General features: G+C 41.4%; 27 protein-coding genes and 1 riboswitch. Of the genes, 3 read left to right on the forward strand and 24 right to left on the reverse strand.

All coding sequences use genetic code 11. The annotated features are described in order from the left end of the window. Nucleotides 1–5: 5 nt before the first annotated feature. From EAI95_RS04900 to EAI95_RS04930, 6 genes are all read right to left on the reverse strand, one after another. Nucleotides 6–980 (reverse strand): ABC transporter substrate-binding protein, encoded by a 975-nt coding sequence (locus EAI95_RS04900; protein WP_129822377.1) that lies wholly within the window; start codon nucleotides 978–980, stop codon nucleotides 6–8. A gap of 426 nt (nucleotides 981–1,406) precedes the next feature. Then, the gene (locus tag EAI95_RS04905) at nucleotides 1,407–2,447 is read right to left on the reverse strand and encodes a hypothetical protein (protein WP_023024063.1); all 1,041 of its coding nucleotides are present in this window, start codon (nucleotides 2,445–2,447) and stop codon (nucleotides 1,407–1,409) included. 113 nt (nucleotides 2,448–2,560) lie between these two features. Beyond that, a complete protein-coding gene (locus tag EAI95_RS04910; protein ID WP_023024064.1) occupies nucleotides 2,561–3,712 on the reverse strand; it encodes a hypothetical protein in 1,152 nt (383 codons plus the stop codon). A 111-nt stretch (nucleotides 3,713–3,823) separates the two neighbouring features. After that, on the reverse strand, nucleotides 3,824–5,173 hold the full coding sequence (locus tag EAI95_RS04915; RefSeq protein ID WP_023024065.1) for a hemolysin family protein: 1,350 nt from the start codon (nucleotides 5,171–5,173) through the stop codon (nucleotides 3,824–3,826). Between the two features lie 104 nt (nucleotides 5,174–5,277). After that, the gene (locus EAI95_RS04920; protein ID WP_023024066.1) at nucleotides 5,278–6,759 is read right to left on the reverse strand and encodes a M protein trans-acting positive regulator PRD domain-containing protein; all 1,482 of its coding nucleotides are present in this window, start codon (nucleotides 6,757–6,759) and stop codon (nucleotides 5,278–5,280) included. Nucleotides 6,760–7,066: 307 nt separating this feature from the next. Further along, nucleotides 7,067–8,194 (reverse strand): AI-2E family transporter, encoded by a 1,128-nt coding sequence (locus EAI95_RS04930; RefSeq protein ID WP_129822378.1) that lies wholly within the window; start codon nucleotides 8,192–8,194, stop codon nucleotides 7,067–7,069. Between the two features lie 56 nt (nucleotides 8,195–8,250). Between EAI95_RS04930 and EAI95_RS04935 the strand changes: the two genes are divergently transcribed. Then, on the forward strand, nucleotides 8,251–9,054 hold the full coding sequence (locus tag EAI95_RS04935; RefSeq protein WP_117744567.1) for an ABC transporter ATP-binding protein: 804 nt from the start codon (nucleotides 8,251–8,253) through the stop codon (nucleotides 9,052–9,054). Nucleotides 9,055–9,144: 90 nt separating this feature from the next. Here EAI95_RS04935 and EAI95_RS04940 read toward each other — a convergent pair whose 3' ends face one another. The 8 genes from EAI95_RS04940 to EAI95_RS04975 all read right to left on the reverse strand — a co-directional run bounded on the left by EAI95_RS04940 (nucleotide 9,145) and on the right by EAI95_RS04975 (nucleotide 15,569). Continuing rightward, nucleotides 9,145–11,199: a sodium:proton antiporter gene (locus tag EAI95_RS04940; RefSeq protein WP_129822379.1), complete on the reverse strand. Its 2,055-nt coding sequence runs from the start codon at nucleotides 11,197–11,199 to the stop codon at nucleotides 9,145–9,147. Nucleotides 11,200–11,202: 3 nt separating this feature from the next. Next, nucleotides 11,203–11,466, reverse strand: a complete 264-nt coding sequence (locus tag EAI95_RS04945) for a hypothetical protein (protein WP_023024073.1) — start codon at nucleotides 11,464–11,466, stop codon at nucleotides 11,203–11,205. Next, complete coding sequence (locus tag EAI95_RS04950) at nucleotides 11,459–12,016, reverse strand: class I SAM-dependent methyltransferase (protein WP_023024075.1); 558 nt, start codon at nucleotides 12,014–12,016, stop codon at nucleotides 11,459–11,461. Before EAI95_RS04950 ends, EAI95_RS04945 begins: the two co-directional genes overlap by 8 nt. A 1-nt stretch (nucleotide 12,017) precedes the next feature. Beyond that, the gene (locus tag EAI95_RS04955) at nucleotides 12,018–12,959 is read right to left on the reverse strand and encodes a TIGR01212 family radical SAM protein (protein ID WP_117744890.1); all 942 of its coding nucleotides are present in this window, start codon (nucleotides 12,957–12,959) and stop codon (nucleotides 12,018–12,020) included. 23 nt (nucleotides 12,960–12,982) lie between these two features. Then, entirely contained in the window at nucleotides 12,983–13,294 is a 312-nt protein-coding gene (locus EAI95_RS04960; RefSeq protein ID WP_023027145.1) for a methylated-DNA--[protein]-cysteine S-methyltransferase, read from the reverse strand. A gap of 3 nt (nucleotides 13,295–13,297) precedes the next feature. Then, nucleotides 13,298–13,948, reverse strand: a complete 651-nt coding sequence (locus tag EAI95_RS04965) for a phosphatase PAP2 family protein (protein ID WP_023027146.1) — start codon at nucleotides 13,946–13,948, stop codon at nucleotides 13,298–13,300. Further along, nucleotides 13,938–14,495 carry an ECF transporter S component gene (locus EAI95_RS04970; protein ID WP_042361430.1) on the reverse strand — a complete coding sequence of 186 codons (558 nt, stop codon included), beginning with the start codon at nucleotides 14,493–14,495 and terminating at the stop codon, nucleotides 13,938–13,940. The genes EAI95_RS04965 and EAI95_RS04970 overlap by 11 nt, the downstream gene beginning before the upstream one ends. Before the next feature lie 216 nt (nucleotides 14,496–14,711). Next, a riboswitch (FMN riboswitch) is annotated at nucleotides 14,712–14,945 on the reverse strand. A gap of 81 nt (nucleotides 14,946–15,026) precedes the next feature. Next, nucleotides 15,027–15,569, reverse strand: a complete 543-nt coding sequence (locus tag EAI95_RS04975) for a tRNA (cytidine(34)-2'-O)-methyltransferase (protein WP_023024086.1) — start codon at nucleotides 15,567–15,569, stop codon at nucleotides 15,027–15,029. A 300-nt stretch (nucleotides 15,570–15,869) separates the two neighbouring features. On the opposite strand from EAI95_RS04975, the gene trkA reads away from it, so the two are divergent. Then, nucleotides 15,870–17,225 carry a Trk system potassium transporter TrkA gene (gene trkA, locus EAI95_RS04980; RefSeq protein ID WP_129822380.1) on the forward strand — a complete coding sequence of 452 codons (1,356 nt, stop codon included), beginning with the start codon at nucleotides 15,870–15,872 and terminating at the stop codon, nucleotides 17,223–17,225. A gap of 3 nt (nucleotides 17,226–17,228) precedes the next feature. Beyond that, nucleotides 17,229–18,689: a TrkH family potassium uptake protein gene (locus EAI95_RS04985; protein ID WP_129270202.1), complete on the forward strand. Its 1,461-nt coding sequence runs from the start codon at nucleotides 17,229–17,231 to the stop codon at nucleotides 18,687–18,689. A gap of 78 nt (nucleotides 18,690–18,767) precedes the next feature. On the opposite strand, the gene yidD is transcribed toward EAI95_RS04985, so the two are convergent. The 10 genes from yidD to EAI95_RS05035 all read right to left on the reverse strand — a co-directional run bounded on the left by yidD (nucleotide 18,768) and on the right by EAI95_RS05035 (nucleotide 24,785). Continuing rightward, on the reverse strand, nucleotides 18,768–19,022 hold the full coding sequence (gene yidD, locus EAI95_RS04990; RefSeq protein WP_129822381.1) for a membrane protein insertion efficiency factor YidD: 255 nt from the start codon (nucleotides 19,020–19,022) through the stop codon (nucleotides 18,768–18,770). Continuing rightward, on the reverse strand, nucleotides 19,022–19,750 hold the full coding sequence (locus EAI95_RS04995; RefSeq protein ID WP_023024093.1) for a pseudouridine synthase: 729 nt from the start codon (nucleotides 19,748–19,750) through the stop codon (nucleotides 19,022–19,024). Before EAI95_RS04995 ends, yidD begins: the two co-directional genes overlap by 1 nt. Then, nucleotides 19,740–20,309: an SMC-Scp complex subunit ScpB gene (gene scpB / locus EAI95_RS05000; protein ID WP_125374417.1), complete on the reverse strand. Its 570-nt coding sequence runs from the start codon at nucleotides 20,307–20,309 to the stop codon at nucleotides 19,740–19,742. The genes EAI95_RS04995 and scpB overlap by 11 nt, the downstream gene beginning before the upstream one ends. After that, nucleotides 20,302–21,012 (reverse strand): segregation/condensation protein A, encoded by a 711-nt coding sequence (locus EAI95_RS05005; protein WP_129822382.1) that lies wholly within the window; start codon nucleotides 21,010–21,012, stop codon nucleotides 20,302–20,304. Before EAI95_RS05005 ends, scpB begins: the two co-directional genes overlap by 8 nt. Beyond that, nucleotides 21,012–21,743: a site-specific tyrosine recombinase XerD gene (gene xerD / locus EAI95_RS05010; RefSeq protein WP_048688302.1), complete on the reverse strand. Its 732-nt coding sequence runs from the start codon at nucleotides 21,741–21,743 to the stop codon at nucleotides 21,012–21,014. The genes EAI95_RS05005 and xerD overlap by 1 nt, the downstream gene beginning before the upstream one ends. Continuing rightward, nucleotides 21,740–22,201, reverse strand: coding sequence for a cyclic-di-AMP-binding protein CbpB (cbpB, locus tag EAI95_RS05015; protein WP_048715404.1), 462 nt, complete (start codon nucleotides 22,199–22,201; stop codon nucleotides 21,740–21,742). The genes xerD and cbpB overlap by 4 nt, the downstream gene beginning before the upstream one ends. Further along, nucleotides 22,198–22,719 (reverse strand): metallophosphoesterase, encoded by a 522-nt coding sequence (locus EAI95_RS05020; RefSeq protein ID WP_048688308.1) that lies wholly within the window; start codon nucleotides 22,717–22,719, stop codon nucleotides 22,198–22,200. The genes cbpB and EAI95_RS05020 overlap by 4 nt, the downstream gene beginning before the upstream one ends. Continuing rightward, complete coding sequence (locus EAI95_RS05025; protein ID WP_048688311.1) at nucleotides 22,704–23,672, reverse strand: nucleoside-triphosphate diphosphatase; 969 nt, start codon at nucleotides 23,670–23,672, stop codon at nucleotides 22,704–22,706. Before EAI95_RS05025 ends, EAI95_RS05020 begins: the two co-directional genes overlap by 16 nt. Continuing rightward, a complete protein-coding gene (gene racE, locus EAI95_RS05030) occupies nucleotides 23,669–24,463 on the reverse strand; it encodes a glutamate racemase (protein ID WP_129822383.1) in 795 nt (264 codons plus the stop codon). The genes EAI95_RS05025 and racE overlap by 4 nt, the downstream gene beginning before the upstream one ends. 79 nt (nucleotides 24,464–24,542) lie before the next feature. After that, the gene (locus tag EAI95_RS05035) at nucleotides 24,543–24,785 is read right to left on the reverse strand and encodes a YneF family protein (RefSeq protein WP_006595782.1); all 243 of its coding nucleotides are present in this window, start codon (nucleotides 24,783–24,785) and stop codon (nucleotides 24,543–24,545) included. Between the last annotated feature and the right edge of the window lie 16 nt (nucleotides 24,786–24,801).

Consider the following 24,801-nt stretch of genomic DNA (forward strand, 5'->3'; position numbering starts at 1 on the left):
ATCTCCTATTTCTTTTCGTTTATACCAGAGAGATCAATTCCTAATTTCTTAGCCATCTCTTTGTTGACATATAATTCTAAATTCTTAGGGGCTTCCACTGCCAGATCGGCTGCCTTTTCCCCTTTCAGAATACGAATCGCCATCCGGGCAGATTGACGACCCAACTCGGTGTAGTCTGTCCCATAGGTATAGAGCCCTCCTACTTGAGCCATTTCAATTGAACCTCCAATGACTGGAACTTTGTGTTTTAAAGAAACTTGTTTGATCGTTTCCATCGTAGAGGAAATAATGTTGTCTGTTGGAATAAATACTAGATCGACCTCTGACATCAAACTATCCGCTGCTGCTTTCACATTATTACTGTCTAAGATGGTTTTCTCTACGACACGGTAGCCTTTAGCCTCAAGGACTTTCTTGGCCTCATCTTTTTGAACGACGGAGTTGGGCTCACTTTGCGTATAGAGAATTCCGATTGTCTTAGCTGTTGGCAAAACCTTTTGAATCAGATCGACTTGCGTAGCAATGGCATCTGAAGATTGGTCGCTCGTTCCTGTCACATTGCCACCAGGCTGATCCAAGTTCTTGACCAACTTGGCAGCCAAAGGGTCCGTCACTGCAGAAAAGACTACAGGGGTTCTTTTGCTCGTATTGGCAATACTTTGTGCTGATGGAGTCGCAATGGCAAACACAAGGTCACTTTCCTGTGATAATTGATTTGAAATGTTTTTCAAATTTCTCTGCTCCCCTTGAGCATTTTGATAATCAATTTCAATCTCTTCTCCATCTACATAGCCTTGTTTTGCTAACTCTTCCACAAAGCCTTTTCGAGTTGCATCAAGAGACTTATGGGTAATATACTGAGAAATCCCAATCTTAATCTTTTGATGCTTAGAGGTCTTCAAGTGATGGAGGGTCAAGAGGGAGGTCATCAGTAGACCAACTACCAGAACCGGGGCAATTAACTTCTTTACAACTTTCATGAAACATGTCTCCTTCTCTAAAACATTCAAACAGAATACAAAAAACCGTTTAGATGATTCTAAACGGTTGGTATCATTCCTCACAAACTTAAAAGTATGCCAGCATTGCCGTCCATTTAGATATCATCTATATGGACCACAATCAAAAATCTTAGCCACATAGATACAAACAAATTGCTCGTTTCGTTTGCATCCATGAGTTCATGTCTACAAACACTATCTAAAGTAGCTAAAGTAAAAGTTTTGATTCAACAATGTGGAGTTCATGTTTTTCATAAAATTCTGCTTTCGTTTTTTTATGTTGACTATCTTACCGAAATTTTTTAAGGCTGTCAAGTCTAAATTCAGAATTTTTTTAATTATCTTATTTTTTCTTCGTTACCAAACAAAAAAGTGCCCGATGAGAGCACTAAATGAGCGAATATCTTATTTTTTAAAGGTGAATTTAAAATCATCCTCTTCATTCTGATAAACCGTTAAGATTCCGTTTACCAATTTATATTTGAGATTGTATTGCATTACAAAGTTTCCACCACTATCTACAAGAAATTCATGAGTTTTTTCAGATAACTCGCCTTCAAATAACACCATATCTATAGTTCCTTTTTTAACATCAATTTCAACTCCTATTTCCTTCAAGTAACCCCATTTGCTTCGTTCCTCAATGTACTCCAATGCATTTTCCACAGAATTTAAATAACTTTTATCGCCTTCAAGGAGTTTTTTTGCTGCTCCTTTAAAATCAACTTCTCCTGATGTAGAAATTTTTACATTGTTACCCTCTACTTCCACAATCATTTCGACATCTTTAAAAAATTCACCAGAGATATCTAAAGTCGAGGTGAAACTTTCTTTAAAACCAGATGTCATTTCTTTCTTCACTTCAGGAGTAGCTGACCATTTCCCTTGAATACTATTAGGATTTTTAGCAAAAAAGAAAAATGCAAGCACAGATAAAACTGCAACGGCGACAAGACTACATAATCCAATAATCAGCCCTTTCTTAGACTTCTTACCGGGTATTGTGGCTTGTCCCATATATGAGGAATTAGTCTGGTAATTCAGTTGCCCATTGTTTGGATAGCCGCCCTGCATCTGAGCATTGGTATAGGATGTGAAGGGCGCTCCTGCTTGAGCCGACTCCTGAACAGGAGCTTGTGGCTGGATTCCACCTTGACCAAAAGCTTGTCCTTGATGTTGAAACGGACTTGTTGCACCTTGGAATTGATTTGGAGCTGAACTTGCACCTCCAAATGGGGCTTGGGTCGGAGTTGGACCTCCGAACTGTGCTTGTTCTGGTGATGGCGTCGCACCTTCAAATGGAGATTGAATTGGATTTATCAGCGTATCCTGTGTCGCTTGTGTTTCTGGACTTTCAAACTGACCAAAAACCTGTTCGATTTCCTCCTGATTGGCCGGTCGACCATGGACTCTCTCGAACTCTGCTAACCACTCTTCTTGTTTCACTACTATCTCCTTCTGACCTTTACTTATTTTATTATAAAGGAAATTCATAGGAGAAGCAAATCCGACTAAAATGAGCATAAAAAATCAGGGAAAAACCCTGATAAGCGAATGTTTTATTTTTTAAAGGAGTATTCAATTCCATAATCATTTCCATCCACGGAAACTTTCAGGGTTCCATTTTCAATTTTATACTTGAGGTCGTATTTAAGGAAATGACTCGCATCTTCATCCTGAATGAATCGGTGATCTTTTTCATCCACCTCACCTTCAAAGGCTACCATTTTAAGAGTGCCTTTCTTCACATCGATTTCAAGTCCCAAATCCTCTAAATAGGAATTTTCACTGTTTTCCTGGATATAGTCTAAGGCATCCTCAACAGAGTAAAAATCATTGTCCCCATCATCATAGAGTTCCTTTGCAGCTCCCTTGAAATCAATCTTACCAATCACACTAATGGTTACTTTTTTCCCCTCTACCTCTACAATCATATCCATATCTTTTACAAATTCACTAGAAATATCTGATGCAGTAGAGAAAGTGCCTGAAAAAGCAGACTTCATTGTCTTTTTCATTTCAGGGGTTGCTGACCATTTTCCTTGAATATTATTCGAGTTTTTAAAAAATAGGAAAAAGGCAAGTACAGCTAAGATAGCAACTGCAACTAAACTACATAATCCAATAATCAGCCCTTTCTTAGACTTCTTACCGGGTATCGGGGCTTGTCCCATATATGGGGAATTAGTCTGGTAATTCAACTGCCCATTATTTGGATAGCCACCCTGCATCTGAGAATTGTTATAGGGCGAGAAGGTTGCTCCTGCTTGAGCAGACCCCTGAACAGGAGCTTGTGGTTGGACTCCACCTTGACCAAAAGCTTGTCCTTGTTGTTGAAACGGACTTGTTCCACCTTGGAATTGATTTGGAGCTGAACTTGCACCTCCAAATGGGGCTTGGGTCGGAGTTGGACCTCCAAACTGTGTTTGTTCTGGAGTTGGTGTCGCACCTCCAAATGGCGTTTGTTCTGGAGTTGGTGCTGCATCTCCAAATTTCGCTTGTTCTGGAAACGGTAAGGGACCCCCAAATTGTCCTTGATTGGAAACAGGTGCTGCACCTTCAAATGGAGATTGAATTGGATTTACCGGTGTATCCGGAGTCGCTTGTGTTTCTGGACTTCCAAACATACCAAATGCCTCTTGTATCTCCTCTTGAGTGGCCGGTCGACCATGGACTCTCTCAAACTCTGCTAACCATTCTTCTTGATTCATTGCTATCTCCTTCTAACCTGTAGTAATTTTATTATAAAGGAATTTAATGGGATATGCAAATCCGACTAAATTGAGCATAAAAAATCAGGGGAAACCCCTGATTTCATACTCTTATTCTTGAACTTTTGTTACTTGCTCATCTTCATCGACTAGATCACTGACCTCAACCTTCACCTTGGTGACACGACCATTTTTCACCTTATCATTTGTAAGGATCAAATGTTTCTTCATGCTATCTACTTCAAAACTCAAGCGCTCCTTGTGCCCTGGAATTCGTCCGACACCAGTCAGGTAGTAGCCTGCAATGGTATCCACATCATCACTTTCCAGCTTCACATCAAAATACTCATTGAAGTCATTTAAGGTCACAATCCCCTGAACGATATAGAGGTTGGGGGCAATTTCAAACACATCATTTTCAGCCTTATCGGTTTCATCATCAATTTCACCGACAATTTCCTCGAGAAGGTCTTCCAAAGTAACTAGACCAGCCATTCCTCCATACTCATCGAGCAAAATAGCCATCTGATTTTGTGTATTTCGGAGTTCCTTTAAGAGGTCATCCACAAAGATTGTTTCCGGTACAAAGAGAGGTTCCTGAAGGATCTTTCGAAGAGCGATGTTATCAAAGCCATTTACAAAGCCCTCATTGAGGAGGCGTTTGGTATGGATGAGACCAATAACATTGTCTTTGTCATCATCATAGACAGGAATCCGAGAAAAATTCTGTTTTAAAATACTCTCGATGATTTCTCTGGTATCATCTTGGATATCCACCATAAAGGCATCCGTACGAGGAACCATTAGCTCACGCGCCATCAGCTCATCTAGTGAAAAGACTCCTTGCAACATTTCAATCTCGTCAGCATCCAGACTCGTTTCACTCTTAGCCAGCATATAGGCAATCTCATCTCGTGACATCTCTTCGTCTGCATCATCGAATTGCATAGGGGTCAGACGACTAACTAGATTCGTTGATGCCGATAAGAGCCAGACAAAGGGGCTAACGATTTCCCCTAGTAAAATAACAATTGGAGCCGTCCGAACAGCCAAGCTATCTTTCAGATTCATGGCAATCCGCTTGGGATATAACTCACCAAATACAATCGAAATATAGGTCAGAAAAGCCAGTGAGAGGAAACTAGCTATCGCACGCGCTGTCTCCGTATTTCCCATCCAAGAAGCTATTACTTTCCCAAGATTATCAGCTAGACTTGCCCCAGACAAGATGGTAATCAAGGTAATACCAACTTGAATCGTGGATAAAAAGTGGTTTGGATTTTCCAATACCTTTAAGAGACGAATATATTTCTTATCGCCTTCCTCCGCTTTTTGTTCTACCCGAGAACGATTCAGCGATACCATCGACATCTCCGTTGCAGAGAAAAAAGCATTAAATAAGGTCAATACAAATAGTAAAACAAATTGCAGTATTAAATCCTGACTGCCAGGGTCTTCCATGGATATTCTCCTCAATGTATAGTAATAATGCCCATTATATCATATTTTTTAAAATGGTGCATAGTCGTAAAAATTTCCCTCCTAAAAGAGGAGGGAAGGTTTAGTTATACTCCATAACGTGTAAAGTCATAAAAGAGTACATTCAGTTTTTCTACAAGTTCCAAAAGGGTTAAACTACTTGTACAAATAAATTTTTTCCCTTTTATATTCGGAATCATAAAGTTGGCAACAATGACATCATATTCGGTGTGCTCTAGTTCATGAAGATTAAAGTCATGCTTGATGACCTGTGAAAACTCAAAGTTATCCGTACAATAGAATTTTAAGAAATCAATCATGGACTTGGCATGGTGGTCATCGTATCGGCTAATGATTAAGACCTTGACAGCCGTCCGTCTCCTTAATAGTTGAGGCAATAGATTTTCCCAATGTGAAAATACGGTATAAATCTGATGCTTGAGGTTTTCAGGATTTTCATGAAAGCCCATCTCTTTGAGATAGTGATACAAACCCGTTTCAACATCCTGATAAAATTTCGGGAAGAGGGTGCGATAATCCTCATTGGTATAGCTCTTGGTATCATAGAGAAGAAATTCACCAAAGATTTCACGCCGCTCCAAATAGGCGGTATTGTGAATATGCATAATCATCTCTTCATAATTCTCAAGTTCCAAACCATAAGATTTACTCAGGTGATCAAGAAATTGAGAGGCTAGAATATAGGATTTTTTTGTAACAGCATCTTCCTCGGTAGCATCAATCAGATCCTGCGGAGTAAAGTAAAAACGTTTCTGCAGAAAAATGATAAAGAGCTGTTCAATGGTTTCTTCGTTAAATTCTACACCCAGTTGCAGGCCAAAATAACGAAGCATCTCATTGATTTTTGGGAGTTCTTGGTAAAGATAGGCGTATTGTTCAAAATTATTGGCCCCTTCAATCCGATACCCTTGCTTGATCCGGTAAAGATAGACCGTCAGCATAATTTTATAAGAATGAAAGATCGAATAAGTCAGTGGGATTTCCGTCAGTTTATAGAAGAAGGTGATGAAATCAATGATGACTTGTTCTCTGATATCTGGAAATGGCCACTCTAAATAATAATATCGCTCTGCAAAATATTGGGAATAGAAAAAGCGAATATCGACTTCGTCTCCCACGACATTTAGAGGATTCAAGGTGATTCGAATATTGTACTTTTCCTGAATAATTTGGTTGATGTTTCGAATCAAGCGATAAAATGATTGTTGACTGAGATCATATCGTCTACAAATTAAGTCACTGGAAACGTCCTTATGGAAGAACAAGTATTCCAAGAGGGAGAAAGCTGTAGATTCTTTAAAGAAGTGATGGTAGACCACCTCAATCCCAACCGAATCATCATAGCTGATCTTAATGCCATTTGTCGAAGACTCAATCAAGAACTCTTTAAAGACCGTTCGTAAATTTGAAAGATCCTCCTTCAATGACCGTTCTGTACAATCTAACATTTCTGCGAGTTCCTTCAAATGAAACCAGCGCTTCTCTCGAATTAATGTTTCTAGCAAACGCATTTGGCGTCGCTGCTTTTTGGCAAGCAATTCTATCATCTTATAGAAACTCCTTGATTTTCTATCATTACTAATTCATTATAACATATTTTCTTAAAGGAAAGGTAAAAGTTAACGATTCAAGTACTTAGCTTACCCTTTCTTAGTCTATATTCAAAAGAGAGTGGGACAGAAATCGGTCATTCGTTAGAATTCGATTTCGTCGTCCCACCTCCGCACAGTTGAGTAGGATTGTAAAAGCTGATGAAATCAGCGTAGTAGAGCCCACTCAACCACTGCGTCTTGCTCGACATTCCAAAGACACTTAAGAGGCTAGGACTTTTGTCCCAGCCTCTTATTTATTCTGTTAGGATTTATTAATGATTCCAAACTCTTCTTGCTTGCGCTGCTCTTGTGTCTTTTTATGATTTTCATACAAGGCCACCAAGAATTTAACGATTTCTTTACCAATCGAATAAACCGGAATCGCCACGATCATTCCAATGACACCATAGATGTTACTGGATAAGAGCAAGAGAACCATGATAGTAATGGGATGCACCTTCATCACCCCTCCCACAATCCGTGGATAAAGGATATTTCCATCGATTTGTTGAACAATCAACATGAAGATGACTGCTTTGACCATCATATTGAAATCGGTAAAAGCATAAGTAACTACCATAGGTATTAAGCCAATCGTCGGCCCAATATAGGGAATAAGGATGCCCAAGGCTGAGAAAATAGCAAAGACCAAGGCATATTTCAAACCGATAATACTGTAGCCAATAAAGGCTAGAGTTCCAATAATCAAGGCATCGATAGAAATCCCACTAATATAACGAGAAACTGTTTGGTTGAGACTCACTAAGAGGGAGCTAATATTCCGCCGGTCATTCTTCAGGATAGTCCGCTCTATCATTGGTAGCAACTTCTTCCCATCAATCAAGAAGTAAACCAGGAAGATCGGCGTCATAACCAGAATGAAGAGCGTATTGACAATCGTCGATACCACACTACCCAAACTATTGGTCACACTGTTTAAGATATTTTGTAGAATATCCACATAAGATAGGTTTAGTTGCTGAATGGTTGATTGGATATTGATACTCTGAAAGGCTGGATTTTTAGATAACTTCGTCACAAAACTTTGCACTTCCCAATACAAGCCTTGGGTTGAATTAATCAAGCTTGTCAACTGGTTGATCAAAATAGGCAAGATATAAACAATCCCATAAATAATCAATCCAAAAAGGGTTACCAAGGTTAATAGAATGCCCAAAATTCGATTCAGATGAAATTTCTTTTCCAAAAATTCTACGATAGGATTGGTGATATAATACAAGAAACCAGCAATCAAAAATGGAAGAATAATGGTATTCAGAACAGATACAAATGGAGAGATGAGGCTTCCCATACTTCCCCAAATATAGAATATAATCGTTAATAATAGGACTTCACAGGTCCAGAAAAATAATTTACTTTTATGAAACATCCCTTTCCTCCTATCTGCTATTTTATCATATTTATGGTAAAATAGAAAATATTTTTATGAAGGTTAAAAAGATGAAAGAAAGCTTAATTGAACTGAAAGACGTCACTCTAAGAAAAGAAGGAAAAAACCTCCTCTCCCATTTAAATTGGACCGTTAAAAAAGGGGAAACCTGGGCCATCCTTGGCCTGAATGGTGCTGGAAAATCGACCCTCCTTCGTCTCTTAATGGCGGAATACTGGAAAACAGAAGGAGAGGTTTCTGTCCTTGGAACACAATTTGGACAAGGCGACATTCCTGAACTCCGCAAGCGAATTGGAGTGGTTAGCTCCTTTATTTCTGAGCGCATCCCTGAATCTCTATCCCCAGAAGAAATCGTCCTCACTGGTAAATACAAGAGTAGCATCCTCTATACAACTTACGGAGAGAAAGAACTCCAAGAAGCACGGTCCATGTTGCGTCGCATCGGTGCTACTTCTTTGATTGGGCGAAAATACAGGACCCTCTCTCAAGGGGAAAAACAGACGATTCTTATCGCCCGTGGTCTCATGGAAGAACCCGACCTTCTCATCTTCGACGAAGCCTCAAGTGGGCTCGACTTATTTGCTCGGGAAGCCATCTTTCAGTTGATTCACCAGATCAAACAGATGGAAAAGGCACCGACCATTCTCTTTGTCACCCACCATGCGGAGGAAATCACCAAATCTTTTAGCCATGTCCTTCTCCTCAAGGAGGGACAAAGTTTTGCCCAAGGCCCTAAGGAGGATATTCTCACCCAAGAAACTCTATCAGCCTTTTATGGGGGGAAGGTCCAGCTGATTCCTATCGGGGAAGATCGCTATTACATTCAGCCAGACCAGTAATCATTAGCCTACTAATACACAAAAGAAAGAGATTGGGACAAACGTCACCAATCTCTTTTCTTCTTCTATCTTAGATAGAACTGTCATTTTTTATCGATTTCGAGCGTAATTGATCATATCATATGGTAGAGTATTGGCACTTTCCCTCAAGGAATAGTTTTCCAATTCGTTGACATTTTGCCGCATGCGACGTGCATACTTGGCCGAAATCAAATGTTGCTCCTCATATTTGAAAATGAGTTTTCTCTCCAGGTAATAGCCTCTTAGCATCTCATCAATATTATTGGGCTTGATCCGATTGATAACCCGCTCTACAAAGGCTCCACTGGTAATCAATGACGTTTCACGCAGACGTGATTCTTGAAGGAAAGATACCAAACTACTGCGATAGACTCCTTTTAGGTTTTCCAAACTCTCGATAATAATTTCCGTATTCGCCAAATACAAGGCGGCAATCTGGTCATAATCGATAGCTTCGAGCTTGTAATTTTCTCCGTTTTTCCATGCCTGAATACCGGATCCAAAGGTCAACACTTCGTGGAAAAGGAGTCGGATTAGGCGGAAGAGCACCAAGAAATAATAGGTCAGGCGCGATGACAGATTGCGATTGATATTTTGCTCCATGGATCGGAGATAACGTTGATAGACATGGTAGCTTCTATCTCGAATCTTTCCTTCTTCATAGGCTTGTTCCAAACCATCGTTCTCGATACTGAGAATAAGGAGTTTCAATTGCTCCCAGTCTCTTTGAGTGGCCTTATCCTCCTGATTGAGAATCATATTTTCTATCCGGCCATGATAATTATCAATAGCCGCATACAGAGGCCCCTTCTGCTTGGTCACCGTCAACTCCTTCTCCAATAGCATGACGACATCGTTTAAGATAGCAATGTGCATCAAATGATCATTGGATTCCTCTTTGTCTTCGGATAGTTTTGGTAGGATGAAAAGTCCAATCAGGAAACTACACAAGGTCACCCCTGCTACTAAAAACAAGAGAACTGGATATTCTGCTTCTAGATGCGTCGGTATTAACAGAATGGTCGCGATAGACACCGCTCCTTTGACCCCCGAAAAGGTCAACAAGAGAGCATCTTTCAGATACTTATCAATGGATTTTTTCAATCGGAAACCACGGTACCAGTAAAATCCATACACCATCAAGAAGCGAATCAAGAATAGGAATCCCGTCAATAAGAGAACAGTCACAATCAAGAGCAGATTGTTGTAAAAGGGAGTCCTAAGAATTGGCTCAGAAATCATCTCAAGCTCTATCCCCAAAAGGACAAAGACGGATCCGTTAAGGACAAAATTGACTGTATTCCAAACCGTATGGGTAACCGTATCGACTTTGGCTTCTAGTAGGGTAATTTTCTTAATCCGACTAGCCTTTAGGATCCCAGCCACGACCACCGCAATAATCCCTGATACATGGATCTCTTCTGCAATAAAGAAGGTTAACAAGGGAAGACTCAATTCTAAAATGAGTTCACTGGCAATATCTGTTGCCCGAACACTCAACAACAGTTTCTGAAGCCCACGGTTGACAGCCGCTGTCACAATCCCTACCGCAAAACCTCCTAAAATGGAAACCACCAAATCCCAACTAGCCTGTCCCAATGAGAAGGCACCAGTAGTCCAAGCAGCCAGAGCTACTCGAAAGGCCACCAAACCTGAAGCATCGTTGAGCAAGCCTTCTCCTTTTAAAATGTTGGAGACCCGTTTAGGAAAGGTAAAGCGTTCCGAAAGGGAGGCAAAAGCCACTAAATCTGTCGGACCGAGCGCTGCCCCAACTGCCATACAGGCAGCTAGTGGAATTCCTAACCACAAGAGATGAGCCAACCAGGCCAAGCTAAGGGTCGAAATAAAAATAACTGGGAAGATTAAAAAGGCGATAATGCGCCAGTGCTTGAGAATAGAAGTAATATCCGCTTCTTCTGCCTCTCGAAAGAGGAGGGGACCAATAACCAAGGCCAAAAAGAGTTCTGTATCTAAGTGATACTCCGAATTGGGTAAGAGAAAGCCAAGCCCAATCCCAAGGAAGATCTGGATCAAGGGCAAGGGCAAGGTCGGAATCAACTTATTGGTCGCATTGGAAACAATCAGAACCAGGGAAAAGACGATGGCGTATACAAGAATCTCCATCTCTTATCCTCCTGATCGTTGGTTACAACAGTCCTCAAAGAGTTGTTTTTGTTCTTGGATCTTTTGATCAATCTTTGTCAGATCCTTGTGCTCAATTTTCTTCTGGCTACGTTCCATTTCAAGAGAGACTAACTTCTTCTTGATTTTGATCATCTTTTTGCTCATCCGCGCTTCATCCAAAAAACCGACAGCACGTTCATGAGACGTTGACTCCACAAAATCGTGACGAAGGGCTTCAATTTTATTTTTTAAAAATTCTTTATCCATGGCGGTAACTTTCTAATTTTTCAATCATGACCAAAAATGGTGGATGATTAATTTGATTGAGGGTCCGATAACTAGTGACCGTAAATTCTTGTTGAGGTAGGTGAGAGACAAAATCCAAGACAGCATCTTTTTCTAGGTCTCCACCTTCATGACCATAATAGATCATGATAGCTATCCGGCCCCCTTTGACCAAGAGGTGACATAGTTTATCGATGGCTTGAATGGTTGTTCTAGGCTGGGTAATGATCGACTTGTCTGCTGAAGGAAGATAGCCTAAATTGAAGATAGCAGCCTTGACCTGGTTTACATAGAAATCAACCTCTTCATGCCCCTTCAAAAGAAGGTGGGCATTGGCAAGGCCTGCTTCTTCCAAACGCTTCTGCGTATGGACCAAGGCCTGCTCTTGAATATCAAATGCATAAACTTCTTTGGCTAGTTTCGCCAAGAAAAGCGTATCATGCCCATTACCCATAGTCGCATCAACGACGGTATCTTGATCCGTAATGACTTCCCTAAGAAAATCATGGGCCATTTCTAATGGTCGCAACATCCTACTCCTCCAATTTTCCTAGTTTACAGCCTTGAACACTTCCTCGACGACGCATTTCTGTTTCAATAGCATTCAGAACTTCCCACTTATTGAGACTCCACATTGGGCCTATCAGCATCTCTCGCGGAGCATCTCCTGTAATCCGGTGGATGACAATTTCCTTGGGAATAATTTCCAGTTGGTCACAGATGACCGACACGTATTCCTCCTGGCTCATCAATTGCAACCGCCCTTCATGATAGTCCCGTTGCATCCGAGTGTTGGTCATCAGGTGGAGCAGGTGTAACTTAATACCATGAATATCATTGTCCGTCACACAACGACGGACATTTTCTACCATCATCTCATGCGTCTCCCCTGGAAGACCGTTGATCAAATGCGAAACAATCTCAGCCTTGGGAACCTGATGACGAATCCGCTTGACCGTTTCTACATAGAGCTCGTAACTATGAGCACGGTTGATCAATTCAGATGTCGCTTCATAGGTCGTCTGCAAGCCTAGCTCAATGGTCACATGCATTCGCTTTGTCAATTCTGCTAGATAGGCTAACGTTTCATCTGGCAAGCAGTCTGGCCGTGTCCCGATGTTAATCCCTACAACACCCGGTTCATTGATAGCTTGCTCATAGCGTTCACGAATGACATCGACGGATTCATGGGTATTGGTAAAATTTTGAAAATACACCAAATACTTTTTCACATCTGGCCATTTGCGGCGCATAAAATCAATCTCTTTGTAAAACTGATCCCGAATAGGGGCATCTGGTGCCACAATGGCATCCCCAGAACCAGAAACCGTACAAAAGGTACAGCCACCACGAGCAACAGTTCCATCACGATTGGGACAGTCAAATCCCGCATCAATCGGGACTTTGAAGGTCTTTTCTCCAAATAGGGTTCGATAATAATCATTTAAAGTCGTATAGGATTTCATACCCCTCATTATAGCAAAAAAGCAGAGTGAACTCAAAGTTGAGTCTCCTCTGCTTTCCACTTGTATTTCTTAAGATCGACACAACCGTTTGATTTGCATTCCACTCCTTCTGCCCAGAGAAGCGTGCCTTGCTCTTCCCAATCAGGAGCCAGGCGACCAGTAGATGTTACGACCCGATGACAGGGATAGGCCACAGCCTTTTTAGAAGTGGCCAAAACCTTGCCGACCTGCCGGGCATGGCGAGGATAGCCAATGAGTTGGGCGATTTGTCCATAGGTCGCTACACATCCTATTGGAATATGAGCCAGGACCTTTAAAACCTTTTCTTCAAATAGATCTTTCATACTTTACTTCTGCTTACTCTTAAAGCGCCATTCAAAACGCAAACGATCGTAATAAGGGAAGACCATTTGCAAAAGACCGAATCCTAAAAGCATACTTCCTGTCACGTCAGTCGGGTAATGAACCCCAACATAGACACGCGAAAGGACGATGGTCACCATACAAAGGAAGAGGGCAAACTGAACGAGAACTTTTCCGACTTGAGAGGTCATCCGTTGCCCCACCACAATCATCAAACTACCGAAGACGAGGGTGGCAGCTAAAGAGTGACCACTTGGAAAAGAATAGCCCCCTTCTTGGACCAAGTGTTGAAGAGCTGGCCGTGGACGCAGATAAATATGCTTCAGAATCACAACCACTAATCCAGTTGTAACTAAACTTCCTGTGAGGAGGAGGGCCTCCGTATACCATTTCTTCCAGACAAAGAAGAGGACGATGACGCCAACCCAAAATGTGACAACTGGTGTGTTCATCAGCACTGTTACACGGGTAAAGAAGGCCGTCAGATAGGCTGGTAAATCCCCGCGAATAGCCGATTGGATCGGTTGATCAATTCCGACTAAATTTTCCGGATAAAATTTGACTACATAGCCCAGAATCATAAATAACAAAAGGGCAAAAGAGCCCTTTAAGAAATGAGATTGTTTATTTTTCATAGATTTTAAGTAGGGGCTGTACGACGGTGTAAACCATCCAGAAGGTAACAGCCCAAATCAGTCCTTCTATTAGATTAAAGGGAACAACCATACTGAGAAGATACTTTTCAACTCCGACCATCTTCGCTATGTCAAAACCAACAAATTTAGCATAGAGGGGGATGGCATAATAATAATTAACTAGGAGCATGGAAATGGTTAAACCAACTGTCCCAACTAGACTAGCTATCACAAATCGCCTTGTGTTTTTTTTCTTATTCCAAATGACTGCAAATGCTAAGACAAAGACTAAAACACCAATGATATTAATCGGTAAGCCCACCAAGGTCTCAGCTCCTCGACCATTCAGAACTAACTTGAGAACAGATCGAATCAAAATCACCACAAATGAGCTCTTCAAATCTAACAAAACTAAGGCGAGTAAGATTGGAATCGTACTAAAGTCAACCTTTAAAAAATCAATCCCTATTGATAGTTGATAAAACATCAATAGAAAAGAAAGTGCAGATAAAACAGCCACTAGGGTCAGTTTACGAGTATTTGTCATCATAGGTTCCTCCAATTTTTACTAAAATTAGAAGAAGTTGGAAAGATTCCCTTCCCCATATTCTAATCGAATCGTTTTAAAGAAAACTTAAAAAGTTCCTTGGTACTTGACTAAAGAAGTCAGGATGCTATAAGAAAAAAGCTCGAAGACTGATTTCTTATAAAATCAAGAACATTTCCATCAAGTCAATCGTCAATAAAAACAGGTTTGTTCGTCTCTCGTCTTCTCCCATCCAGACTATACTGTCGGTTGTGGAATCGCACCACATCAGCTTACGCTCGCGGACTTCTTTAAGGAAGAGGAAATAGATATTTTTTTTTAGACGAGGCGCCAAGCTGTAGACATAACTTATAGTTAGGCAAAGCTTGGCGACAAAGTATAAAAGGAAAAGAGCATTTCCACTTTAAAGTCACCGCCGGTCGGGAATTACACCCTGCCCTGAAGACCCCTTTATCATAACAAAAAACACCTGCTATTGCAAGTGCTTTGTAATATCGAAAGTTACAACTTGATCCCTTTTGCAAAGAGCCTCTACTTCAACTTGTCTCCCTCATACTGATGGACCAGCTCTAATCCAGTAAATTCTTGTTGTCTGAGGGCTTCGTAGACAATCATGCAAACGGTATTGGAGACATTCAAGCTTCTGACATGTTCATCATTCATCGGAATCCGAATCGCCTTTTCAGCATGGAGTCGCATAAAATCCTCTGGTAGACCCTTGTCCTCACGACCAAAGATGAAATAATGTTCTGCATTATCATTGTAGGCTACTTCAGAATAGGTTCGATCAGCAAATTTTGAGACTAGATGAACCTTTCCTCCAGCCGCAGCTTCCATAAATTCATCTAGGCTGTCATAGAAGCGAACATCCAACTTATCCCAATAATCTAGTCCAGCCCGTTTCATCTTTCGATCATCAATGGGAAAGGCCATAGGACGGATGATGTGGAGAGGGGCATTGGTGGCTGCACAAGTGCGAGCGATATTCCCTGTATTTTGAGGAATTTGAGGTTGATAGAGAACTACATGGTTTTTTGATTTGGTTTCTGTATAAGCTAATTCTTCAATATTCATCACAATCTCTTTCCCGACAAAAAAATAGCCACACTGCCCGGAGTCAAGCTCAGCAAACAGCGTGGTTACGACTTCATTAACTTAACTCACAACAGGTTTGAGGTAAATCAATGAGGTTACTGTATCAGTATACCACTTTCCTACCTCCTGTCAACTATTTCGACAAAAATATTTCACTTTTTTACATTCTCTTTCATGTATTGAAGAGAATCTGGCTCTTTATGCCCTGTTTCCACTATTAAGAGGTGATTTTTTTTTGAAAATAGAGTAAGATAGAATCATACTTTGGAGGAAATATTCATGAAAATTATTGTAGTTGGAGGCGGTAAGGTCGGAACAGCACTCTGTCGTTCCCTCGTCGCGGAAAATCACGATGTCATCTTGATTGAACAAGATGAAGCCGTTGTTAATCATATTACCAAACGCTACGATATCATTGGTATTGTTGGCAATGGTGCCAACTTTAAGATTCTCGAACAAGCAGATGTGGCCGACTGTGACATCTTTGTCGCCCTGACAGAGCAAGACGAAGTCAACATGGTTTCTGCCGTCCTGGCCAAGAAAATGGGAGCTAAAGAGACCGTTGTCCGCGTCCGCAATCCCGAATATTCAAATTCTTATTTTAAAGAAAAAAATATTCTCGGCTTCTCCCTAGTCGTCAATCCTGAACTTCTAGCTGCTCGCTACATTGCTAATAGCATTGATTTCCCAAATGCCTTGTCTGTTGAGCACTTTGCTGGTGGACGAGTCGCTTTTATGGAATTTAAGATCAAAGAGGAAAGCCCACTCTGCCAGATGACCCTTTCTCAATTCAGAAAGAAATATGGAAACATTATTATCTGTGCCATCGAACGACAAGGTCAGTTAACGATTCCAGATGGGGACTTCACTTTACAAGCCTTTGATAAGATTTTTATGACGGGAAATCGAGTGGAAATTGTGAATTTCCACAATAGCATTCGTCCTCAGGTTGTTAAAAGTCTCCTCCTGATCGGAGCTGGTAAGATTTCCTACTATCTCCTAAATATTTTGGAAAATAGCAAACGGAAGATCGACTTAAAAGTCATTGAAATCGATCAAAAACGAGCAGAATGGTTTAGTCAAGAATTCCCTGACCTCTATGTTATCCAAGGAGATGGGACATCAAAAGATATTCTAATGGAAGAGCGCGCAGGTAACTTTGATGCCGTGGCGACACTAACAGGGGTCGATGAAGAAAACATTATCGCTTCTATGTTCCTAAATAGCGTAGGTGTTCAAAAGAATATTACCAAGGTCAACCGAACTAGCCTGCTGGAAATTATTGATCGGCAAGATTTTTCAAGTATTGTGACACCGAAGGGCATTGCGGTGGATACCATCATGCATTTCATCCGTGGACGTTATAATGCACGCTATTCAAATCTTGAAGCCTTGCACCACGTTGCCAATGGTCAAATCGAGACCCTTCAATTCCAGATCCGCGAAGAAAATAAAATGACGGGCAAACCTTTGTCACAACTGAAATTGAAAAAAGGTGTTCTCATCGCAGCCATTATCCGAAACGGGAAAGCTATTTTCCCAACTGGAGATGACCATCTTTTGATAGGGGATCGCATTATCGTTACTACCCTAATCAGCAACATCACGAAAATCTATGATTTGTTAGAGGGGTAAGCCATGAACAAAAGTATGATTCGCTACCTTTTAGCAAAACTCCTTCTGATTGAAGCCATGCTACTCTGTGTTCCAATTGTAGTTGCACTTCTCAATCTAAAGAACGATTTTGTTGTCAAGGATAGTCCGACTGTCTTTATCTCCCTATTTGCAACCATTGCCATCCTCCTTCTATTGGGAGGCATTGGTTCCTTTTTCAAACCCAAAGATTTTCACATCTATGCCAAGGAAGGCGTTCTGATTGTGGCTTTGTGTTGGATCCTCTGGTCCTTCTTTGGTGCTCTTCCTTTTGTCTTTTCAGGACAAATCCCAAACATCATTGATGCATTTTTCGAAGTTAGCTCTGGTTTTACGACTACAGGGGCAACCATTTTAAATGACGTCTCCGTCCTCAGTCCTTCCCTTCTTTTCTGGCGTAGTTTCACCCACTTAATCGGAGGGATGGGGGTGCTGGTCTTTGCCCTAGCTATTATGGACAATAACAAGAACAGCCACCTCGAAGTGATGAAAGCAGAAGTGCCTGGTCCCGTATTTGGTAAAATTGTATCCAAATTGAAGAACACAGCTCAAATCCTTTATTACCTCTATTTGGCCCTCTTCTTCCTCTTTGTCGTGATCTACTTCTGTGCTGGCATGCCTCTTTATGATAGCTTTATCATTGCTATGGGGACTGCTGGTACTGGTGGGTTCACCGTCTTCAATGACGGGATTGCTCACTACCATTCGACCCTCATCACCTATTTGGTCAGCTTTGGAGTCTTGGTCTTTGGGGTCAATTTTAACCTTTATTACTACATCATGCTTCGCAAGTTCAAAGCCTTCTTAGGCGATGAAGAACTTCGCACCTACCTGATGATTGTCGGGGTTTCTTCCCTTCTGATTGCCTGCAACATTTTCCATCTCTATCATAATTTTGCAGATAGTTTTGAAATGTCCTTTTTCCAAGTCTCCAATGTCATTACCACGACTGGATTTGGTTTTGGCAATACTGTTGATTGGCCGCTCTTTTCTCAGTTCCTCCTTCTCATGCTCATGGTGGTTGGTGGATCCGCAGGATCAACGGCCGGTGGACTAAAAGTGATCCGCTGCTTAATTCTAGCTCGGATCGGGAAGAATCAAATTCGTTCCATGCTATCACCCAATCGGGTGATGACTCTTCATATCAATGGTTCATCTTTAGACAAGGATACCCAGCACAAAATCTTAAAATACTTCGTGGTCTATACCTTGATTACCATCGCCCTCATTGCGGTTGTCAGCTTTGACAGCAACAATTTTATGACGGTTGTCAGTGCAGTCTTTAGTTGCTTTAACAATATCGGACCGATGATTGGGACAACGGATACCTTCGCTATCTTTAGCCCCATCTCTAAATTCTTACTATCAATTGCCATGATTGCAGGACGGTTAGAAATCTACCCGATGTTACTGCTCTTTATGCCTCGCACTTGGTCAGATCGCTAAAAAACAAAAAGTTTTGGAGAATTTCCAAAACTTTTTTCTTTGCTCTGAGTGAGACTTCTTATAAAAGTTTGCTCTAACTTAATTTTCGCTTTTCTCTTCTTCTAGGTGGCTCCTCAGACTGAAATAATCTGGAACTGGATCTACTCCAGTCTTGCTCCAGGGATGGCAACGAAGAATCCGAGCAAGCCCCATCAGAATCCCTTTCAAACCATGCCGTTCAATAGCCTGAATCATATAGTTGGAACAGGTAGGATTATAGCGACAGGAAGGCGGAAAGAGGGGCGAAAGAAGGCGTTGATAGAGACGAACAAGTCCAATTGCACATTTCTTCATTATTTTTTCGTCTTTGTCACCGCAAGAGTATGCAATTGGCTGATTTCTTTCTTATTGAGTCGGCGGTATTCACCAGGGCGAAGTCCAGAAACGTCTAGATTTCCAAATTGGGTTCGAGACAATTTATCCACCAAAAGGCCAACAGCTTCAAACATCTTCTTGACTTGGTGATTGCGTCCTTCATGGATGGTCAATTGGACAACTGAGCGATTCTTTTCTGGATCAACCTTTAGAATCTCATAGGTAGCTGGCTTGGTCTTTTTGCCATCAATGGTCACACCACGAGTCAAGGGACGCAAGTTTTCTTTGTTGGCCAATCCCTTCACGCGCGCAACATAAACCTTATCAATCTCATTACGCGGGTGGATCATTTCATCTGTAAAATCACCATCATTGGTCAAAATCAGAACACCAGAAGTATCCCAGTCCAAACGACCGACAGGATAAATCCGTTCCTTGACTTGCGGTAATAAATCAATAACAGTTGGTCTCCCTTTATCGTCTGATACACTGGAGATGACCCCTCTTGGTTTATTTAAGAGGTAGTAAACCTTCTCCTCGTTGTATATTGGTTGACCTTCTACTTCTACCTTGTCTCCAGACTTGATCGTTGTCGCCAATTCACGGACCACTTGGCCATTTACAGTGACAAGGCCTTGCTTAATCAATTCCTCTGCTTTGCGGCGGCTTGCGACACCAGCATGAGCAATATATTTGTTAATTCTCATCAATTTCCTCAGTTCTTTCTGTAAATAATTGGCTTTCTTGACCGATTAACTCAGTCTCTTCAACAATTGGTAACTCGTCTAGATGGTTAATCCCCATATAATCCAAAAAGTAATCTGTCGTCACATAGAGATTGGGTCTCCCAATGACTTCCTTCTTCCCATCTTCTCGAATCAACTCAAAAGAAAGTAATTTTGAAATGGCCCCACTAGAGTTCACTCCACGAATATCATCGACTTCAATCCGAGTAATCGGCTGTTTATAGGCAATGATGGAGAGAGTTTCCAAGGCAGCTCGAGAGAGACTTTGATTCATTGGTGACTTTGAATACTCACGTAACAGCTCTGCATATTGGGACTTGGTCACTAATTTATAGGTTGACGCTGTCTCCAATAAGGCCATACTAGAATCCTGATCCTGCTCGTACTTCTGGGCCATTTTTTCTAAACTTTGAATTACTCCTGTGGGAGGAAGGGATAAGAGATCGGCAATCTGCCTCACCGTCAAACCATCTTCTCCTGCAACAAACAAGAGGGCCTCCATCTCTGCAATTTTACTCATTCTTTAATCCTACTAAAATAATATCTCCAAATGGTTCTTCCTGAAGAGCCTTAACTTCTTGTACTTTAATTAATTCCAAAGTCGCCAAAAAGACTGTAATCAGTTCGTTGACATCCTTGGCTTCCTCAAAAATATCTTGTAGCAAGATTCTCTTACCAGGCTGACACAAGTGACGAACAACATTCATCAGGTCTTCAATTTTATACTCGTCTCGAACAATGGTCGTATGATTTTGTCGAAATTCTTCTTTCTTTTTCGTTAACAATTTTGAAAAGGCCAAGAAAAGATCAATCGTGGTCTTGTCATGGACCAATTCTGCATCATCATAGACTAATTCCGTTTTGGGTTTTGAAAAGTACTGGGCTCTCTCCTCGTGTTGAAGGGCCATCTTTTCACCCAATAGTTTAAACTTCCGATACTCTTCGATTTGAGACAGGAGGTCCTGCTCTAAATCTTCTTCATCCGTTGCTTGCTCCGCAATTTTTGGAAGGAGACGCCGACTCTTAATCAAGGTCAACTGACTGGCCATCAGCATGTATTCACCAGCAACCTCTAAGCGCATGGCTTGGAGGGTCGTCAGATAGGCCAAGTACTGCTCGATCACCTCAATTAGAGGAACCTCATAAATATCCATCTGATATTTTGAAACGAGGTGTAAGAGAAGATCCAAGGGACCTTCAAAATCCTTTATTTTAATATCCATTACTTATACTTTTCTAAGGTAACAAGAGTTTTTAACCCGAGCTCACGGGCGATGCTAAACAGATCCATCCCCTGTTCTCTTTGTTTTAAAATGTATTGTTCCCGTAAGGATTGTGCCGAAAGATTCTCAAACCCTTTTTCCAATAGGAAGGACTCTAATTGACGGAAGCCCCACTGACGCGAGTAGGCCTTGCCCTTGTTATCAAATAAATAAGTCCCCGTCATCAAATCCGTCAACTCTCCTAGAAGAGCATCCGGAATACGCAAGACCCGTTTTTGTCCTTCTTTTCCTACGCGTAAAACCTGAAAATCGAGCTCGATATCAACGATTTTCAACTGAAGAATTTCACTAGGCAACAAGCCCATCTCGACAATCAATAGAGCAATCAAGCGACCTTGGGATAGCTCTGACCCTTCCCACAAGAGGGATAAGTCCAATAGTTCTTGATCGTGGCTTTTCGGCACAGAGACTTTTGGAAGGACTAAGCGATGGTAATCCTCGATAACTTGATGTTGATAAAGATAAAACAAAAATTGGTTGACGGCTGAAAGCTTCCGTTTTTGAACAGCTGGTTTAAAATCTTTAATCGAAGCTTGATAAATTCGAAGATTGGTATCTGAGACATGGTTATGAACAGTATCCACGAACTGATCCAAATCATAAGAATAAGCCGTCTGTGAATTTTCACTTAAGTCTTTTTCTTTGATAAAACTAGCTATGTATTCTTTCATTTTTTCCTCATCTCATATTCATTTGAGAAATTGTGCATGAGGGAGTTGATGGCTTTTAAAATAGATTTTCGAGTGATGATCCCTTCAAAGATTCCATCCTCTGAAACAACCGGTAGAAAGGATTCCTCTACCAACTTATGCAAGACTTCCGTCACAGTATAGTCTTTTCCAAGGCGCTCCCCATCCGTTTTTGTCATATGAACGATGTCCATGGATGAAAAGACTTCATCAGAATAATCATGTTTCATTTGGTAAGAAAGAATATCTGTTAAAGAAATCGTCCCTACGTATTTCATTTGATCGGTCACAACAGGAACACGAGTGTAGCTAATTTGACTCAGCACCAAGATGGCATGATCCACATTATGCGTATCAATCAAAACAGCTAAATTGCGCGCTGGAGTCAAAAAAGTCTTTTCTTCTCGGAGAATAAACTCCTCAAATTCCTTGGCGATCATCGATCAAACTCCTTTGTAAGAGGTTCATAGACCTCGTGTTTCCGATTTAAAAATTCAACTCGATAGGAATCTGCATCAATTTCCACTTTAGCATAGAGGCACTCTTGAATAGGCCCCCTCGGTAAACTGACTGACCCAGGGTTCAGAAAAAGGGTACGCCCTTCCTTCCAAGCATCCGGAATATGCAGATGGCCATAGAGGCAGATATCTGCATCTTCTTCCTGGGCCCACAAATCTAACTTTTGAAAACTAAAATTAATTTGGAAAAGATGACCATGGGTTTGAATAATCCGAGTAGGACCCAATTGCGTCACCAGACGTTCGGGGTACTCCCCATAAAAGTCCATGTTCCCTTTGACAACATGAATGCCTTCCCATACAGGGTCGGTACTTTCTAACTCAGAATCACCGTTGTGAAAAATGGCATCGACCTTTCCTTTATAGTGGTTTTTGATTTCTTCTACGATCTGACGATCGCCATGAGAATCGCTCATGACGATAATTACTTGTTCTGCCATGCTGGGAATACCTCCACTAATTTCTTCACGGCTAAAGCACGATGCGATTGTTGATTTTTCTCCTCTAGAGTTAGTTGAGCAGATGTCTTACCTGTTTCTCCTACCAGAAAGAGGGGATCATAGCCAAACCCGTTCTCACCTTTTGGTTCAAAATTGATATATCCTGGCCAATCCGCCTCCACAACAAGGCTCTCCTTACCAGGACTGGCAACCACTAAGGTTGTATGAAATTTTGCTGACCGATCCTTCAATTCAAAGACCATCGCCAACTCGTGTAAGAGCTTGGCATTGTTCTCTAAGTCGGTCGCTCCTACACCTGCAAAGCGAGCAGACCAGACACCTGGTAAGCCCCCAAGGATATCGACCATGAGTCCTGAATCATCTGCCAACACCATTTTCCCTGTTAGCTGTGAAATTGTCTCAGCTTTTAGGCGAGCATTTTCTTCGAAAGTCATTCCTGTTTCAGCGACTTCTGGAAGATCTGGATAGTCATTGAGATTCTCGACTTCAAAACCCATTTGTTCAAAGATCTGACGAAACTCTTTGGTTTTTCCTTCATTCCGAGTAGCGATTAGCAAGCGATCCTTAAGACCTTCCTGGCCCAAAAAATCTGCAAGTGGAAGACCATTCTTTGGCAGATAAACAGAGAGTAATTGCTCTCCTTCTACAATGAGAAGAGCTCCTTGACGCTGCACGATTTCAATTTTGCGACCTAGTGTTTCCTCAACGATTTGAAAGAGGAAGGTCAAAAACTGCAAACTAGAGGCGTAACGAACAACCGTTACATTTAGGGGAAAGCCCAAATCTGTGTCTCCAACTAGTGATTCTACTAGGTCAACAAGCTCAGAAGCTTCTGAAGAGACTTCACTATATTCGTTATAGTCACTCCGATCTCCCCATTCAGCTAGAAACCAATTTAAGGCATCTTTGTATTCATAAATCTTTTGGTTCATAATTCTACATGCTCCACATGAACGACTTGATGCAACCAAGTCTTGGCAATCGCTGCAAAACTGGCTGCATTGGCCGTTGTATAAAACTGATGGTGGCAGTCCTCCAGTTGACGACTGCGATTAATCTCAAAGTAGTTGAGTAAGACCGAGATATCCCGGACACACTCTGCCCCGCTATCAATTAATTGAACCTCTGGCCCCATGACATTTTGGATTATAGGGCGAAGAAGAGGATAATGAGTGCAACCCAAAACCATCGTATCTACCTTCCCGGCAAGGGGTTTCAAGGTTTCATAGACGACTTTTTTTGTAACACTGGACTGCAACTCATTGGATTCAACCAAAGGGACAAATTTCGGACAAGCTAAACTCTCTACTGCCATTTCTGGTGACAGGCTTTGAATTTTTTTCCGATAAATATCTGAGGCGACTGTCATCGGTGTCCCAATTACGCCAATTCGTTTGCTTCTCGTCGCCTTGATCGCTGCGGAAGCACCTGGTAAAATCACTCCTAAAACAGGGATATCCAAGGCTTCTTTTACCTCTTCCCATACAACAGCTGTCGCTGTATTACAGGCCAAAACAATCATCTTCACATTTTTCGTTAGGAGAAAACGAACCATCTCCCAAGTATAATCACGAATTTGATCTGCTGGTCTCGGGCCGTAGGGTGCTCTGGCGGAATCACCAATATAGACGACCTCTTCATGGGGTAGTTGTCGCATCAATTCGCGTACAACGGTTAACCCTCCGACACCCGAATCCAAAAAACCAATTGGTCGATTGTCCATCTGCCTTCCTTTCAAAACAAGGGACTAAGAAAAATCTTAAAGTCCCCCTACTTATTTTATTGTGTAATCAGTCTTGCTTTTATTTCTTCTTCGTATTCAAAGATGCTTTTTGTTGGTTCAAAATTTGACGGTAAACTTGTTGTACCTTCGCTTCACTTGGACGTTGACCGCTAGCTCCCAATAAGGTACGAACCGCTTCAACATTCAAACGTGGGTTTGATGCAAATTCTTTTTCAAACTGCTTGCGAAGTAGGTACATACCTGCCAACATCCCACCAAAGAAAGCAAGGATAATCAATAAAATTGTCAAAAATGTAGACATAAGTGTTTTTCTCCTA

This window comes from Streptococcus sp. bf_0095, assembly GCF_004166885.1.
GTDB lineage: Bacteria > Bacillota > Bacilli > Lactobacillales > Streptococcaceae > Streptococcus.

What these genes read in the sequence shown, in the direction of transcription:
- EAI95_RS04900 (WP_129822377.1), bottom strand. Translation starts at nt 980, where the DNA reads ATGAAAGTTGTAAAGAAGTTAATTGCCCCGGTTCTGGTAGTTGGTCTA.
- EAI95_RS04910 (WP_023024064.1), bottom strand. Translation starts at nt 3,712, where the DNA reads ATGAATCAAGAAGAATGGTTAGCAGAGTTTGAGAGAGTCCATGGTCGA.
- EAI95_RS04915 (WP_023024065.1), bottom strand. Translation starts at nt 5,173, where the DNA reads ATGGAAGACCCTGGCAGTCAGGATTTAATACTGCAATTTGTTTTACTA.
- EAI95_RS04920 (WP_023024066.1), bottom strand. Translation starts at nt 6,759, where the DNA reads ATGATAGAATTGCTTGCCAAAAAGCAGCGACGCCAAATGCGTTTGCTA.
- EAI95_RS04930 (WP_129822378.1), bottom strand. Translation starts at nt 8,194, where the DNA reads ATGTTTCATAAAAGTAAATTATTTTTCTGGACCTGTGAAGTCCTATTA.
- EAI95_RS04935 (WP_117744567.1), top strand. Translation starts at nt 8,251, where the DNA reads ATGAAGGTTAAAAAGATGAAAGAAAGCTTAATTGAACTGAAAGACGTC.
- EAI95_RS04940 (WP_129822379.1), bottom strand. Translation starts at nt 11,199, where the DNA reads ATGGAGATTCTTGTATACGCCATCGTCTTTTCCCTGGTTCTGATTGTT.
- EAI95_RS04945 (WP_023024073.1), bottom strand. Translation starts at nt 11,466, where the DNA reads ATGGATAAAGAATTTTTAAAAAATAAAATTGAAGCCCTTCGTCACGAT.
- EAI95_RS04950 (WP_023024075.1), bottom strand. Translation starts at nt 12,016, where the DNA reads ATGTTGCGACCATTAGAAATGGCCCATGATTTTCTTAGGGAAGTCATT.
- EAI95_RS04955 (WP_117744890.1), bottom strand. Translation starts at nt 12,959, where the DNA reads ATGAGGGGTATGAAATCCTATACGACTTTAAATGATTATTATCGAACC.
- EAI95_RS04960 (WP_023027145.1), bottom strand. Translation starts at nt 13,294, where the DNA reads ATGAAAGATCTATTTGAAGAAAAGGTTTTAAAGGTCCTGGCTCATATT.
- EAI95_RS04965 (WP_023027146.1), bottom strand. Translation starts at nt 13,948, where the DNA reads ATGAAAAATAAACAATCTCATTTCTTAAAGGGCTCTTTTGCCCTTTTG.
- EAI95_RS04970 (WP_042361430.1), bottom strand. Translation starts at nt 14,495, where the DNA reads ATGACAAATACTCGTAAACTGACCCTAGTGGCTGTTTTATCTGCACTT.
- EAI95_RS04975 (WP_023024086.1), bottom strand. Translation starts at nt 15,569, where the DNA reads ATGAATATTGAAGAATTAGCTTATACAGAAACCAAATCAAAAAACCAT.
- trkA (WP_129822380.1), top strand. Translation starts at nt 15,870, where the DNA reads ATGAAAATTATTGTAGTTGGAGGCGGTAAGGTCGGAACAGCACTCTGT.
- EAI95_RS04985 (WP_129270202.1), top strand. Translation starts at nt 17,229, where the DNA reads ATGAACAAAAGTATGATTCGCTACCTTTTAGCAAAACTCCTTCTGATT.
- yidD (WP_129822381.1), bottom strand. Translation starts at nt 19,022, where the DNA reads ATGAAGAAATGTGCAATTGGACTTGTTCGTCTCTATCAACGCCTTCTT.
- EAI95_RS04995 (WP_023024093.1), bottom strand. Translation starts at nt 19,750, where the DNA reads ATGAGAATTAACAAATATATTGCTCATGCTGGTGTCGCAAGCCGCCGC.
- scpB (WP_125374417.1), bottom strand. Translation starts at nt 20,309, where the DNA reads ATGAGTAAAATTGCAGAGATGGAGGCCCTCTTGTTTGTTGCAGGAGAA.
- EAI95_RS05005 (WP_129822382.1), bottom strand. Translation starts at nt 21,012, where the DNA reads ATGGATATTAAAATAAAGGATTTTGAAGGTCCCTTGGATCTTCTCTTA.
- xerD (WP_048688302.1), bottom strand. Translation starts at nt 21,743, where the DNA reads ATGAAAGAATACATAGCTAGTTTTATCAAAGAAAAAGACTTAAGTGAA.
- cbpB (WP_048715404.1), bottom strand. Translation starts at nt 22,201, where the DNA reads ATGATCGCCAAGGAATTTGAGGAGTTTATTCTCCGAGAAGAAAAGACT.
- EAI95_RS05020 (WP_048688308.1), bottom strand. Translation starts at nt 22,719, where the DNA reads ATGGCAGAACAAGTAATTATCGTCATGAGCGATTCTCATGGCGATCGT.
- EAI95_RS05025 (WP_048688311.1), bottom strand. Translation starts at nt 23,672, where the DNA reads ATGAACCAAAAGATTTATGAATACAAAGATGCCTTAAATTGGTTTCTA.
- racE (WP_129822383.1), bottom strand. Translation starts at nt 24,463, where the DNA reads ATGGACAATCGACCAATTGGTTTTTTGGATTCGGGTGTCGGAGGGTTA.
- EAI95_RS05035 (WP_006595782.1), bottom strand. Translation starts at nt 24,785, where the DNA reads ATGTCTACATTTTTGACAATTTTATTGATTATCCTTGCTTTCTTTGGT.